This is a genomic window from Colwellia sp. SU-HH01172 (genome assembly GCF_057553355.1).
Window position 1 is genome coordinate 1,238,469 of the sequence record NZ_BAAJMB010000001.1, and the last position, 13,725, is coordinate 1,252,193.

The 13,725-nt window shown below is 37.4% G+C and carries 11 protein-coding genes; 6 read left to right on the forward strand and 5 right to left on the reverse strand.

Features of this window, described 5'->3' with window-relative positions; all coding sequences use genetic code 11:
- The first annotated feature begins 117 nt into the window (after positions 1–117).
- Complete coding sequence (locus AC27JP_RS05510) at positions 118–1,572, forward strand: tetratricopeptide repeat-containing sulfotransferase family protein (RefSeq protein WP_487112823.1); 1,455 nt, start codon at positions 118–120, stop codon at positions 1,570–1,572.
- 58 nt (positions 1,573–1,630) lie between these two features.
- Here the strand turns inward: AC27JP_RS05510 and AC27JP_RS05515 are convergent, their stop codons facing one another.
- Complete coding sequence (locus AC27JP_RS05515) at positions 1,631–1,957, reverse strand: DUF3718 domain-containing protein (RefSeq protein ID WP_487112825.1); 327 nt, start codon at positions 1,955–1,957, stop codon at positions 1,631–1,633.
- Between the two features lie 293 nt (positions 1,958–2,250).
- Entirely contained in the window at positions 2,251–5,211 is a 2,961-nt protein-coding gene (locus tag AC27JP_RS05520; protein ID WP_487112826.1) for a TonB-dependent receptor, read from the reverse strand.
- A gap of 637 nt (positions 5,212–5,848) precedes the next feature.
- Here AC27JP_RS05520 and AC27JP_RS05525 point away from each other — a divergent pair.
- The 5 genes from AC27JP_RS05525 to AC27JP_RS05545 all read left to right on the forward strand — a co-directional run bounded on the left by AC27JP_RS05525 (position 5,849) and on the right by AC27JP_RS05545 (position 10,450).
- Positions 5,849–6,199, forward strand: coding sequence for a DUF3802 family protein (locus tag AC27JP_RS05525; RefSeq protein ID WP_487112828.1), 351 nt, complete (start codon positions 5,849–5,851; stop codon positions 6,197–6,199).
- 85 nt (positions 6,200–6,284) lie between these two features.
- Positions 6,285–6,938 (forward strand): single-stranded DNA-binding protein, encoded by a 654-nt coding sequence (locus AC27JP_RS05530; RefSeq protein ID WP_487112830.1) that lies wholly within the window; start codon positions 6,285–6,287, stop codon positions 6,936–6,938.
- A 42-nt stretch (positions 6,939–6,980) separates the two neighbouring features.
- Positions 6,981–9,095: a PQQ-dependent sugar dehydrogenase family protein gene (locus tag AC27JP_RS05535; protein WP_487112831.1), complete on the forward strand. Its 2,115-nt coding sequence runs from the start codon at positions 6,981–6,983 to the stop codon at positions 9,093–9,095.
- 232 nt (positions 9,096–9,327) lie between these two features.
- Complete coding sequence (locus AC27JP_RS05540; RefSeq protein ID WP_487112833.1) at positions 9,328–9,780, forward strand: thermonuclease family protein; 453 nt, start codon at positions 9,328–9,330, stop codon at positions 9,778–9,780.
- Positions 9,781–9,784: 4 nt separating this feature from the next.
- A complete protein-coding gene (locus tag AC27JP_RS05545; protein ID WP_487112835.1) occupies positions 9,785–10,450 on the forward strand; it encodes a TVP38/TMEM64 family protein in 666 nt (221 codons plus the stop codon).
- Positions 10,451–10,538: 88 nt separating this feature from the next.
- On the opposite strand, the gene AC27JP_RS05550 is transcribed toward AC27JP_RS05545, so the two are convergent.
- The 3 genes from AC27JP_RS05550 to ccoG are packed head-to-tail and all read right to left on the reverse strand — an operon-like array spanning position 10,539 to position 13,635.
- On the reverse strand, positions 10,539–11,171 hold the full coding sequence (locus tag AC27JP_RS05550; RefSeq protein WP_487112837.1) for a thiol:disulfide interchange protein DsbA/DsbL: 633 nt from the start codon (positions 11,169–11,171) through the stop codon (positions 10,539–10,541).
- Between the two features lie 56 nt (positions 11,172–11,227).
- Positions 11,228–12,202, reverse strand: a complete 975-nt coding sequence (locus tag AC27JP_RS05555; protein ID WP_487112839.1) for a serine/threonine protein kinase — start codon at positions 12,200–12,202, stop codon at positions 11,228–11,230.
- Positions 12,202–13,635 carry a cytochrome c oxidase accessory protein CcoG gene (ccoG, locus tag AC27JP_RS05560; protein WP_487112841.1) on the reverse strand — a complete coding sequence of 478 codons (1,434 nt, stop codon included), beginning with the start codon at positions 13,633–13,635 and terminating at the stop codon, positions 12,202–12,204. Before ccoG ends, AC27JP_RS05555 begins: the two co-directional genes overlap by 1 nt.
- Positions 13,636–13,725: the final 90 nt, after the last annotated feature.

Here is a 13,725-nt window from a genome sequence, read left to right on the forward strand (position 1 = left end):
GCGCTATTTTAATTTTACCAAAATATATATTTTCTCGCTTTCACACCACAATAATACCTCCTAATTAAAATGAATATGTAGTAGTCTTGAACCACCATTTTTTAAGAAGATAGTACATTGAATAATCTAGAATTAGCAAATAGTGCGCTAGCTGATGTTAAAAGTCATAAACGCAGTGACGCAATAAAAAAAATTAAAAAGCTATTAGAGACGGATGCCGATCTTAAAGATAATTGGGGCGGTCTAACTAGACTAGCAATATCAATAGGTGAATTTAAAACAGCAATATCATGTAGTAAAAATTATTTAGCAATAAATCCAAATGAACCTAAAAGAATAATACAAAGTGCTGCTATTCTTGCTGAATGCAGGCAAGTCAAGGAAGCAATTGAACTTGTCTCTCCGTTATTAAAAGGGCAACCCACACCCGATGTACTCCATTTTTTAGGAACAACACATAGTCAAATAGGGAATATAGAGCTTGCTAAGGAATACCTGCTGAAACTACTGGATATTGTTCCAAAGTCTGCGATTTCTTGGTTAACCCTATCTGCAATTTACAAATTTCAGCTTAACGATGAAATATACAGTAAAATAACTTCAATAAAGCACGACTTTAACAACAAAACTCAAAGTGCCCCATTTTGGTTCGCATTAGGTAAAGCAGAATTAGATGTAAATAATTCAGAAAAAGCATTTTCACATTTCGCACATGGTTGTGGTTTGATGAATAATGAAAACACTTATTCAGAGAAACAGCATTGTGACTTTATCAATGAAATTATAGCAAAACAAACTAAAGCGTTCCTTGACTCCCTGCCGAGTATTGACAATGAAGAGACAAGCCAACCGATATTTATTATAGGCCTACCAAGAAGTGGAACGACATTACTGCAACAAATTCTTAGTGCACATACCAATATTGGCGAAGGGGGAGAACTAAAGTACCTTACTTATAGTATTGCTGAAATTGGCCAGTCTAACATTAATAACTTACCTTCAGAAAGCGATGAAGATAAGCTAGCGATACTAAGTAAAATACAAGAGGATTATTCTCATTTACGCTCACAGCAATTTAGTAATAATCTACCAATAATAGACAAAACGCTAAATTTAAATCACCAGTTAGGTGTAATTTCTAAAGTATTTCCCAATGCCACAATTATACGAATAGTTAGGAATAGTGAAGACAATGCATGGTCATGTTTTCGTAACTTTTTTAATCGGGGTAATAATTGGAGCTATAATCTCAGGAATATCGCTTCTTTTTTCCATCATGAAGAGCGGTTGACCGAGCACTGGCAGAGCTTACTTGGAAAACGTATTATTCAAATATCCTATGAAGACTTAATCGAGTCACCAGAGGAGACAATAAAATTATGCCTTACAAGTTTGGGATTAGATTTTGAAAGCGATATTTTATCATTTCACAAGAAGAAGTCTTTGGTTCAAACAGCAAGTGTAGGGCAAGTTAGAGAACCATTACACGCCGACTCTATTAACTCCAACGTACAAGTAAAAAAATATTTGAAGCCATTCTCTAGTTACAAGCAACAATTGAAGTCAAATTAACAAAGCTTTAAAGCTCTCTTACCTAAATTAAGGGAGCTTTAAAAATCAGCTCTTATTGTTAGTTGCTTGCTTTCGCAAAATCTGTTATTGACGTCGATCTTTCACCTCTATTTAAAATTCGTAGCATTGAATCTGCATTTTTCCCGTATTGCTCAACAAACGTTAAAAAATTTTCTCCGTTACACCTTACATTACTGATAATAAAGTCCTGAGAGTAGCCTGATGCCTTAATATTGCTATGCATTGCTGCTCGGTTGCCATTTAATGCTACTATGCATAATTTAGTAAATTTTGAGCTATCAGCCGCAATAACTTCGGTAGCCTGTGTTACTGACGTAAATGTGCTTACAATAAAAAATGATAATACTATTCTTTTAAAATTCATACGTTTCTCCACTATTGTCATATTAATACAAGCAATGCTTTAAGTTCCTTGTATTAATATAGTGGACTGAATAAGTCGAATAGTTGTAATGGGTGTGTTCACATATGTAACGAAAGATTTTCTATTTAGCAATTAATTTGGAGAAATTACGGGCTAATATTATGTGATAGTTACATATTCTACCTTTATTTCACTCAGGTAAGACTGCACAAAATGTTACTCTTCACATATTTTAGACATAAAAAAACCTCGCTTAGCGAGGTTTTTAATTCAGGGATTGACAGATCCTTGTTCTAGAAACGTACTGAAGCGCTTAAACGCACGTAACGTGGTGTTTGCCAGTTAGCTTCTGTACCGTAGTCCGGGTCAACAAAATATGTACCTACACCATTAGCATCAAATGATGTAAGGGCTTCATCATCATAAATTTCATTGTATTCCGTTGCTGTATCGTTGTTAAATACATTGAAAATATCTGCGCGTAAGTTCACGTCAAAATCACCAACTTTGATATCGTAACTTGCTGTTAAGTCAACATACCAAACAGAACCAGTAGTTCCTTCAGAACCACGAGACGCAAGTTCACCACCTTTGTAGAATGACTCAGAACTATAAGCTTGAGCAAATACATCTGTTGGGTGGAAACCAAAAGCACTACGAGGTTTACCAGACTGCCAAGAGAAGTTGGCACCCACGTTGAAGTCATCATTTATTTGATATGAACCAAATAATTTAACTGAGTGACGTCTGTCGTTCGGCAAATTACCGTAACCACCATCTAATAATCCCGGTTGGTCAAAGTTAGTTGTTAAACCAGCATCATCTTGACCATTATCTGAGCGAACATAACCTTCGTTATTACCCCAACTATGCGACCAAGTGTAAGTACCAGTAAACATCCATTTACCGTCCCACTCTTTACTCACTGTAACATCTACCGCGGCATATTTACGCACTGCATCAGGGTAGTTCAAATCTTCTTTTGGAATAGTGTACGCTTGATTAGCTAACGGGCCATCACCATCAGGGTCTGTTGTAACAGTTAAGTCAGTATTTGGGTTCGTTAGAACATAGTAATGGAAACCACTACATTCAGTACAAGATGAACCAAACTCACGTTCTAAATACTGATTAAAGCCATAATCAATCGCAACATCTTCGATTGTAGTAGACAATTCACGATATGTACCTTGAATTGCCATACTCCATTCATCGTTTAGTTGGAACTGATAACCAGCAATAAATTCATCTGAGTACATAGGGTCAATCGAAGAGTCTACAATAGCTGCGGTTTCAGGAACATCACCATCAGAGAACACGTCTTGAGGACGGCCGGTATATGTACCGCCATTTAAGTCAGGAATATCCAATCCATCACTACTCATACCATTATAGTTGTAGTAATCTTGAATATATGTTTCCGCACCCGCTAAACGAATATTAGTATTTGCTGCAACAGGAAGGAAATAACGACCATAACTTGCCCAAACTTTTGATTCGCCATCACCATTGATGTCATATACAGCGCCTAAACGTAGTGCCCACTGATCTTCCAACTTAACAAATGAGTCACCTGCACCATTAAAGTTCTCAAAAGAATCATTACGAAGACCGGCATTGATAACTAAGTTATCAGTTGCTTGCCACTGATCTTGAATATAAAACGCAAAGTTTTCTGAATCAAACTCGCCACCACTGCTGTATGTGCGGTGACGAACGTAATCAATAGTTTCATTATCCGCGCCTACAACATATAAGTAGTATGCACCACCTGAGTTAACAGTCTGCTGTATAGCTGTAAGTTTTTCCGAGTCAATACCAAAACGTAACTCATGATCACCTAAGTACCAGTCAGCATCTATACGATAAACTTCACGCTTATCTTCACCTTCACCAATAGAGAAGTTAGCAAAATTACCACCTGGAACAAAACCACCACCAGCGGTGTAATTATAATAAACAGCTGGGTTAGCATCTAAAACACTACCTGCAGTTCTATCGGTTTCATTCACACCATATTGTAATGATATTGAAAAATCATCAGTAATAATTGAAGTAAATTTAGCGGTGTAGTTTAAGCCACCTTCATCCGAAAATGATTCTTTTGGTGCTTCTGCATTAGCGCCGGTATAATCAGTACGGAACGTCGTTACTGTCTGCTCATCTGAGAATGCTGTAACCTCTAAGATGTTATTTTCATTGATATACCAATCAACTTTCGCGCCCCAGAAAGCGTCATCACTATCTTCAGTATACTTACTTTGAGCGATGCCGTCTGGTGTTGATGTTTGAGAGCCATTATACTGAAACTCATCTTTACGTGGACTATACAATGCATAATAGAACAATGTATCTTTAATAATTGCACCACTTGCCCATAAGTTCACTTCATAGAAATCATTTTCATCAGCAGTATTATCTATACGATAAGTACCGTCAGCTCTCTTTGGAGACTTTTTGTCTTCACGAAAAGCATCTGGTTCATAAAAAACATTTATACCAGCTTTAAATTCATTTGAACCGCTTTTAGTTTTCGCATTAATTACACCGCCAGTAACACGACCGAATTCAGCAGAATAACCACCTGTTTTAACTTCAAATGACTCGTACATTTCAAATGGTGGTTGACTTGAACCGACACCTGTACGGAAGTTTGTAATATTTAGCCCATTTACATAGTAAGCATTTTCAGCAACCGAGGCACCACCAATAGACGGAGTGTTACCAAACGCAGAGTCACCTTTTGTAGTACCCGGAGCAAGTAATGCAACACCTGTGAAGTCACGAGCGACTGGGACTTTATCTAAAGTTAGGGAATCAACAACAATGCCAGTACTCGAGCTAGTAATGTCAACCATAGCAACAGCAGAGCCTGTGACTTCAATTCGCTCAACATCATCTTCAGCCATTGTAAGATCAAGACTTACCTTACCGCCCATACCAACAGGAACACCTTTTTGCTCTGTTACCTGAAAGCCATTTTTTTCAGCTGTAATGTCATAAACACCCGGTGGTAGAAGTGGGAAGCGGAATGAGCCTTCAGCATCAGAAGTTACAGAACGAGATAAACCTGTTTCTGTATTAACAATTTTAATAGTTACTGATGCTAATTCACTACCGTTTTGTGTGACAGAGTGGCCCGTAATATAACCCGTTGTCGTATTTGCAACAGCTGGTATAGCCATTCCTAGCGACAATGAAACAGCCGCAGCTGTCATTGAGCGTTTAAATGTTTTAGAAATATTATTTCTCATGATTTTGTTTCTCTCTGGACTTGTTTTTTGTTTTTGTTTTTATTGCTTATGTTACAAAATATTTCAATTTGTAACAACTACACTATCTTTGCTTGAATTGGAAATAATTTCAACACTTTTATTAGCAATTTTGAATATAATATAACCAAAACTCACCACAACAAAAAAACAAGATAAACCATTGAAAATAAAAAACTAATAAATATAAGCCCTTTAAATTAGTTTATAAAAACATACAAAATTGTACAATTTTAAGTACAGTTGAAAAACATGAGGATACAATATACCTTACAATTACACTAAAAATATAAGCAAGTATTACAATTTAAAAACAATCAGTTACACTTACAAACACAAAAAAATAAAACTCAAATACACACTTTGCAACAAATTACACACATTTTTGAAATAAATGCCATTTATTGATAAGTTTTTGAAGTGCTATTGATGTTAGTGATTAGAGTAAAAAGTGAAGCAATTGTTATTAAACTTGATTGATAAAATAACGGCTTGTAACAAAATAAATTATCAAAAACAGTAATTAACGAGAACTTTAAGCTCTTATTGCCCTTCGACTTGATCACAACCTTAATTTACGAGTAAAGTAGAACGATGAATTAATAAATAGTTGTATGAAATGGTTACCGATACAGAAGGTTATATCCATATTATTGAGTACTTAACAGCACATTTAAATTTATTCGAAAATAGTGCCAATGTTTCGACAAATAACACTGTGCTGGAAGTCATTGAAGCTGAGATGAGTGAGCAAATCATTACGCTATGCAACCAGAATGAAGGGCTCACTTTCAACCAACGCAATACCATTATCCGAGAAATTGATGCCATAGTTTACGACTTACAAGAAATTCTCTCCGGTGTCGTCAACAATGCGGTAACCAATGATCAGTTAGCATTTATTAAAGAATTTTCAATACTTATTAAAAACTTATTCGACACAGAAATTCATAGTCAATTTCTTCTGTAAGCGATACATACTTAGCGTTTCAACCTTACATCTTAGTTTGAAAAACTATTTCGTTAGACCATTTTAACTGAACCAAAAGAAACCTATGTTAACCGAAACACCAAACAACCATTTATGCACAGTTACTTTGCTGGGCAATCTAGTAAGCAAGCCTGATATTCGTTATCAAGCAAATCCGGTGATTGCGGTGGCTGAATTAACCTTAGCTACTCACAGTCGTTGGTTTGATAAAGCCAATAACAAATTCAAAGAGTGGACCAGTTATCATACGGTGAAAGTCATTGGCGATATTGTTGACCGAGCATTAATTCATGCCGAAAAGGGCGATATTCTTTTACTGCAAGGTTATTTAATTAATAGCAAAAAAAATAATCGCGAAATTATCCACGCCAGCTATGCACAAACTTACCCAAAAGGCTATGCGCAATCAGTCAACCAAATTCATTACAGTGGCACAATTAGCTCCGACATTAATCTCATCATGACTGAGAACAACAAAGAGTTGATTGAAATTACCGTCGAGTCAAAACAAAGTATTTACTCGGCAATCACCCAACAAAGCCACATAGTAACTATACAAAGGCCTATTCATATCTGGGGCAAGCAAGCGCTTTATATTGTCGAACATGGCAATAAAAATGATCAAATAATAGTTGACGGAAAATTAAGCTATCTGAATAATAAGAATAAAAATCAATTTATAGACGCTCATCAGGCAGTATTGCTTACCAAACAATAAAGAGCGCTGGTACATCATTAATTTTAAGGATTTTACAGCTTTATGGATATAGATAGCTGGCTTATTATAGGTAAAAAGTATTTTCTTTACTTTGTCTTGATTGTTTTCAGTGCTGCGATACTGGCCTCTGAACAAACCTCATCTGAACTTGAATTATCAGCTATTGCTGAATTCTCTTCTGTTCAATTGCAACAAGATGAGTGGCAAACCGTAATGCCTATTACAGGTAGCGAAGATGAGTATTTTCTTACCACCAAACACGGTAAAGTTTATTCCCTAAAAGATCAGCAAATTAATAATATTCCGTTATTAGATCTTAACAGTCGACTGAAAAAAAATATCGTATCCTTAACCGCAATAGCACAAGACCCAAGTTTTAACTTTCGAGATCGTACAGGCTACAACACTTTCTATACAGCCCATATTGAAAGCACTACTAAGCAAAATGAAAACACCCAAGATCAAGCCCAAGTAGATGAAAGCGCAACCTTACCTTACGACACGGTAATTATGCGCTGGCAACTCAGAAAACCATTGAATCAAGACACTAAAATTGTCGCTCAGCATGAAGTCATTCGAATCGCTATCCACAATAAAGCAGAAGCAATCAGGCAATTAAGTTTTAACCCCTACACTGAGTCTTGGCACGACGACTTTGGTTTACTTTACGCGCTGTTACCAAAAACTAAAAATGCCTTAAAATCAGCGCAAGCAATATATTCAGGTACTATTTTACGTATCAAACCAGAACGATTTGGTTTGCAGAGTTACACCATACCTGCCAACAACCCTTTTATAAAAAAAACCAATATTCGCAATGAAATCGCCTTAATAGTGAATGAAAATATTGTCAATTTTGATTGGGTGAAAAAAACGGAAAACTCGCTACTTATCCAAGTAAAAAATGCCCAAGGGCACAGCTTTATTCAAACAAAATTAGGCGAAGATTGGCGAATAGATGGCTTGCCAGAGCCTAATAAATTAACAAATACCAGCAGCATCATTAGCAGCCAGGCAATCCTTTATCACGGTAGAGAATTAAAAAACCTTTGGGGACAAATATTACAATTAAACCAAGTGGAAAATGGTTGGCAACTTCAAGTATTAACATCTGACACATCACACCCGGCACAGGTATTATCAACGCTAAACCAAGATAATATTTCGCAAGCTACGGCAACTGGAAAATTTAGTTTGCACAAAAATTATGACAATGAATTATTATTGCTTGAGCATAATCGACAACGATTATATGCCGTTAAAGCTGCACAAGTTGCGATAAAGAAGACGGTGGCAGCTAGCGAACCAATAGCGAATAGTAATGATAGTAATAACGGGGTATTAACTTTCTTAGTTATTGTGGCACTAGTTGTAAGTTGTTTATGGTATATCAGGTTTAACTCAAAGAAACAGCAACACTTTTTATATCAGCAGTGGGCGAATTTTGACGTCAATGCTGCAACTCAAACGCTATCGCTATATAAGCGGCATAATCACTCAGTTGAACAAATTGTAAAATTTTCATCACTAAAGCGCAGTGAATTGTTGTTAAATGACGAAATTATTTCGATAGTTAGCGCCGATGCTGAGCACGGCTTTTCAAATGCACTCGAAGAACAACTACAAATAATTTTCGCCAAAGAGCATAGATTCAAAATGATTGATGGCAAACAGCGAAAAATTCAATTGCGCTTAAGTGGCGATGAAAACAGCCAATACCTATTTTGCCTTTATTATCGTGTTGGTAATGTTCGCCACACTAAACTCAAATATAATAAGGTCCTCAAAAAGGTAATCGACTGGCATTGGTTGTTTGCTCAATATATAAACGCCGAAAATACCGATAAACGTAAAATTCGAGTCAAGCTAGCAGCTGAAAAAACATCCGATGTCGTAAACTCAAAAAGCCAGCCGCCGCCAGCATTAAAGCAGGAAAAAACTGAGCAAATAGATGGTCATATAGCCATAGCGAGCACCTCAAATAAAGCAGATTCGGTTAAGCTAAATAATGCAGAGAGCACAAATCAAGATACCGAACTAATTGCAGCACTTGATAAGCTTATTGGGATGAAAAAGCAGGGCTACTTATCTGAAGATGAATTTAATACAGCAAAAGCTAAAATTCTTAAAAATTTAGCCAACGAATTAAACACTTAGGTTATGTTTGGAACTGATAATCTGTACTTAACGTACATTTAGAATAACCAATTTTCACATTAAGTGCCGTGATAGCCACCTTTTTCACGTGCAACAGAATTATAAACGGAAAGATCAACAGCCCCTAGTCATTCTCTGATAAAAAAACACTGCCATTAAGCCCCGCTGGCTTGTTTTTACTCGCAATGCAGCGCAAAATACCGCTTTATTTCGTATTAGCACAGTGTTAAATATGCCAATGTTGTCGAAAGTTTTACTTTGCTTACTATGCATTTCCAACCAACTCGCCGCTGCAGATTACGGTAATGTTATCGTTAGCCGTGTTACAAATGTTTATGACGGCGACACCTTTCGTGTTGATATTGACCAGTGGCCAGCATTAATTGGCAAGAATGCGCCAATACGTATCAATAATATTGATACGCCTGAACTTAGGGCCAAATGCCCTAGTGAAAAACAATTGGCTTTGAAAGCCAAAGCATTCACAAAAAACAAGTTAAGCCACGCTGCTAAAATTGAATTAAAACACCTTAACCGAGGGAAGTATTTTCGCATTACTGCAGACGTATTTATTGATGGAGAAAATTTAGCAGAGAGCTTACTCGCTGCTGGCTTTGCCAAAATATACTCAGGTAAAAATAAAAAGCAAAGCTGGTGTCACGCTCCACATCAGAGCAACAAATAATATCGTGTTAACAAAGAAACCAGCGCTTAAACTTGCCATGTTCGCGACAGTTTTGTCATTATTTTTAGCGCTAACTTTAGCGACAGCCTTGCTGGGTGATTACAACGTAGACTTGCAAAATTATTTAAATGCCTTGATACCGAAAACGCTACTTGGTGCTCTGATATTAACCCTCATCCTAACGCCAGCTATGGCCGTTGGCCTACCCCGACAAATAGCCGCCTTGAGTGCCGGCTTTTTATTCGGCGCAAGCTACGGCCTTTTAGTCGCAATGATATCAGCGGTTTTTGCTTGTATACTGACACTATTACTCGCCCGCAAGCTACTTGCTGGTATTGTTCAACAGCGCTACCCAAAACCGTTAACGAAAGTTAGTCATTTTTTTAGCCACGATACTTTCCTAAAAGCGCTAATCATTCGATTATTACCCGCTGGCTCTAACTTTCTGACCAACATACTTGCCGGTACTGCACGCTCGCCTGTTAAGCCATATGTATTAGGTTCAGCGCTGGGTTTTGTGCCACAAATGGTGGTATTTTCATTGATGGGGTCTGGCTTGCAAGTAAATGGTCAACAACAGCTGATAGTCAGTATTTTCCTGCTAGGACTCGCATTGGCGTTAGGCAGTTACCTTTATCGAAAAACTAAAAATAACCTGACGCTAAGCTGACTAAATAACCTGATCTCGGGTTAAATAATTTCTTTTTAGCAATAAAAAAAGAGGCCGTAGCCTCTTTCTTCTCAAAAAACTTATGCCGTTATTTTAAGGTTAATAAGTGATTTACCAAATTAATGTAATCTTGTTCAAAGTTATTCTTATCTAGGCCTCTTGCTTCAACACGGTACTTACCGTTAACAATAACAGCCGGAACCCCCGTTAAAGCGCCTTTTTTAGCAAAATGGTCTTGTTGTTTTTTCATTGCTTTTGCTTTACTTACTACGCCAAAGCTTTTCATTAATTTATCAAATTTTTCGCCGTCAGCACCGTTTAAAACAAAAACATTACGAATATCTTTTTCAGAAGTGAATACGGCTCTTTGTACGTGAATATAGTTAAATAATGCGCCAATAACTTTTTTCTCTACGCCCATTTGATGTGCAACAACAACTGCTTTACTTAGCATTTGCTGTACTTTAGGAGAAGCAGCACGTAAGAAGTCAACATGGTTCATTTCAAACTTAGCACCATCAGCAAGTGAAGTTTTTAGTTTCGCCATAAAAGGTTCAAACTGAAAACAATGCGGGCAATAAAAAGAGAAGAATTCACGCACTTCTGGCTTTGCAGTAATTTCTTCATTAACCTTAGTGTAATGCTCGCCTTCAGTATAATTCGCCGCAAAAGCAAATACTGGTAACAACATCAAAGCGAATAAACTCACTAACTTTTTCATAAAATTATCATTCCTAATCATTAATAAAATAAAATCTACAGCGTCTAGCGCCTTTCCTATGGCAGTAAACTAAGCGGAGGCTGCTGTAACGCCGACATTTGCTCTTTAAGCATTAGAATTTGTTGCTCCCAGTATTTCTCGGTATTAAACCAAGGAAAGTTATGTGGGAACGCAGGATCTTGCCAACGTTTACATAGCCATGCCATATAATTAACTACCCGCATAGTACGCAATGATTCAATTAAAGGCAATTGATTGGTCTCAAAGCTACAAAACTCCTCGTAGCCCATTAATAAGGTATCAAGCTGTAATAACTGCTGTTGGCGATCGCCACTAAGCATCATCCAAAGATCTTGCACCGCCGGCCCCATTCGACAATCATCTAAATCAACAAAATGTGGCCCGGCATCGGTCCACAAAATATTACCGGCATGGCAATCACCGTGAAGACGAATTTGTGATCTTGGTTGGTACTGCTTACTTGCTACGTTAATCACTTGCTCTAATATCGTGAAAAAAGCCAAGTTGAGGCTTTTAGGCACAAACGTTGAGTCTTCAATAATCTGTTGAGCATGCTGGAGCATTTCTTCGCTATTGAAGGTTGGCCGCTCGGTAAAGTCTTTTTTTGCTGCCACCGCGTGAATACGGCCTAAAAATCGTCCCATCCATTCAAGTTGGTCAAGGTTGTCAACTTCAAAAATACGACCGCCGCGACAAGGGAATAAAGCAAAGTGATAACCTTGATAGCTAAATAGCGACTCACCATCAATTTTTAATGGTGCAACTAAAGGTAATTCATTAGCATCTAATTCAAAGGCAAACTCATGCTCTTCACGAATTTGCGCTTCGCTCCAGCGCTGTGGTCGATAAAATTTAGTCACATACTTGGTTTTATCATTATCATGAAATTGATAAACCCGATTTTCATAACTGTTCAAGGCTAATAAGCCGCTATCAACTGTTAAGCCTGCGCTTTCCAAACCATCAAGAATTAAATCTGGCGACAGTGAGGTAAAATCAAATACCGACATTAGCGCTTATTAAAGAAGCGGCTTTCATGTTCAAGCTTAACCTCATCCGTATCTGACACTAACTCAATCACAAAACTAATATCTGTCATATAACCTTCTAATTCGTATGGATCGACTGAAATACTAATTGGCAAAGTATACACGGTTGCCGCCTTAACAAAAATTTCTTGTTCACCATGCCACTTAGTATTTTCGATGCCTTTTACCGAAACACGATAACGGTTGTCTTTTTGTGATTTGTTGAGAATTTTAAGGGTATATACATTTTCAATATCACCATTAAAGTTCTCTTTTGCCAATTCTGTTCTATCACGAATAATATCCATAGAAACCGGTACACGACTGGCCATTTCCATGATCAATAAGCTGGTCATGACAACCAATACAATCGCATAGCCAACAAGTTTGCCCCGAATAAAGTGGACCTTTTTACCGGCTAATTCATGTTCAGTGGTGTAACGAATTAGCCCTTTATCATACTTCATGCGGTCCATAACACCGTCACAGGCATCAACACAGGCACCACAGTTTATACACTCATATTGCAGGCCATTACGAATATCAATACCGGTTGGGCAAACCTGTACACACAAATTACAATCAATACAATCTCCTAGCCCTAGCTCTTTCGGATCTTGCTTTCTCGAACGAGGACCGCGATTTTCACCACGTTTAGCGTCGTAAGATACCGTTAAGGTATCTTTATCAAACATGGCCGATTGAAAACGTGCATAAGGACACATATGCAAACACATGATCTCACGCATCCAGCCAGCGTTACCATAAGTACAAAAGGCAAAAAACCAAACGGTTGCCGCTAAGGTAAAGGAGGCGTTAAAGGTGAAGAAATCGATAAATACTTCATGTACTGGCGCAAAATACCCGGCAAAGGTTAACGCCGTTAATATTGAAAAGAAGCCCCAACAAAAATGCTTCAGTGCTTTACGCCAAAATTTATTGGCATTGAGAGGCTGGCTATCCAGTTTTTTCCTTTGGTTGGCGCTGCCTTCAATTTTTTCTTCAAACCAAATAAAAATAAAGGTCCATACAGTTTGAGGGCAAAGATAACCACACCAAACTCTGCCTAGAAATGTCGTGATAAAGAATAGCAAGAAGGCACTAAGAATAAATATCCACGCTAACAAGGTTAAATCTTGTGGCCACAAGGTCACGCTCCACAAAGTGAAACGTTGCTCGCTAATATCAAACAAAATTGCTTGATGACCTTCGTATTGAAGCCAAGGTAATAAGGCAAATAATGCCAAAAAGAAAAAATTCATTTTCTGACGTATTTTTTGAAATATGCCTTCTACCTTACGAACATAAATTTGGTCGCGGGGTTTATACGCGCCACTTTTATCTGGCTGATGAATTTCGACATTCTTTACCGGAATCTGACGACTAGTTTTAATGTTATTATCGTTTGATTTCAAAGCGGATCCTTTAGTTCGACTCTTAGTTCGATAATGCAACCTAATTATAACGGATTAGACCTGATTACCTATCAAAAATAGCAAAATATT

Bases quoted from the DNA above. Each gene is read 5' to 3' on its own strand.
- AC27JP_RS05520 (WP_487112826.1), bottom strand. From the start codon at position 5,211: ATGAGAAATAATATTTCTAAAACATTTAAACGCTCAATGACAGCTGCG.
- AC27JP_RS05525 (WP_487112828.1), top strand. From the start codon at position 5,849: ATGGTTACCGATACAGAAGGTTATATCCATATTATTGAGTACTTAACA.
- AC27JP_RS05540 (WP_487112833.1), top strand. From the start codon at position 9,328: ATGCCAATGTTGTCGAAAGTTTTACTTTGCTTACTATGCATTTCCAAC.
- AC27JP_RS05555 (WP_487112839.1), bottom strand. From the start codon at position 12,202: ATGTCGGTATTTGATTTTACCTCACTGTCGCCAGATTTAATTCTTGAT.
- AC27JP_RS05535 (WP_487112831.1), top strand. From the start codon at position 6,981: ATGGATATAGATAGCTGGCTTATTATAGGTAAAAAGTATTTTCTTTAC.
- AC27JP_RS05550 (WP_487112837.1), bottom strand. From the start codon at position 11,171: ATGAAAAAGTTAGTGAGTTTATTCGCTTTGATGTTGTTACCAGTATTT.
- AC27JP_RS05515 (WP_487112825.1), bottom strand. From the start codon at position 1,957: ATGAATTTTAAAAGAATAGTATTATCATTTTTTATTGTAAGCACATTT.
- AC27JP_RS05530 (WP_487112830.1), top strand. From the start codon at position 6,285: ATGTTAACCGAAACACCAAACAACCATTTATGCACAGTTACTTTGCTG.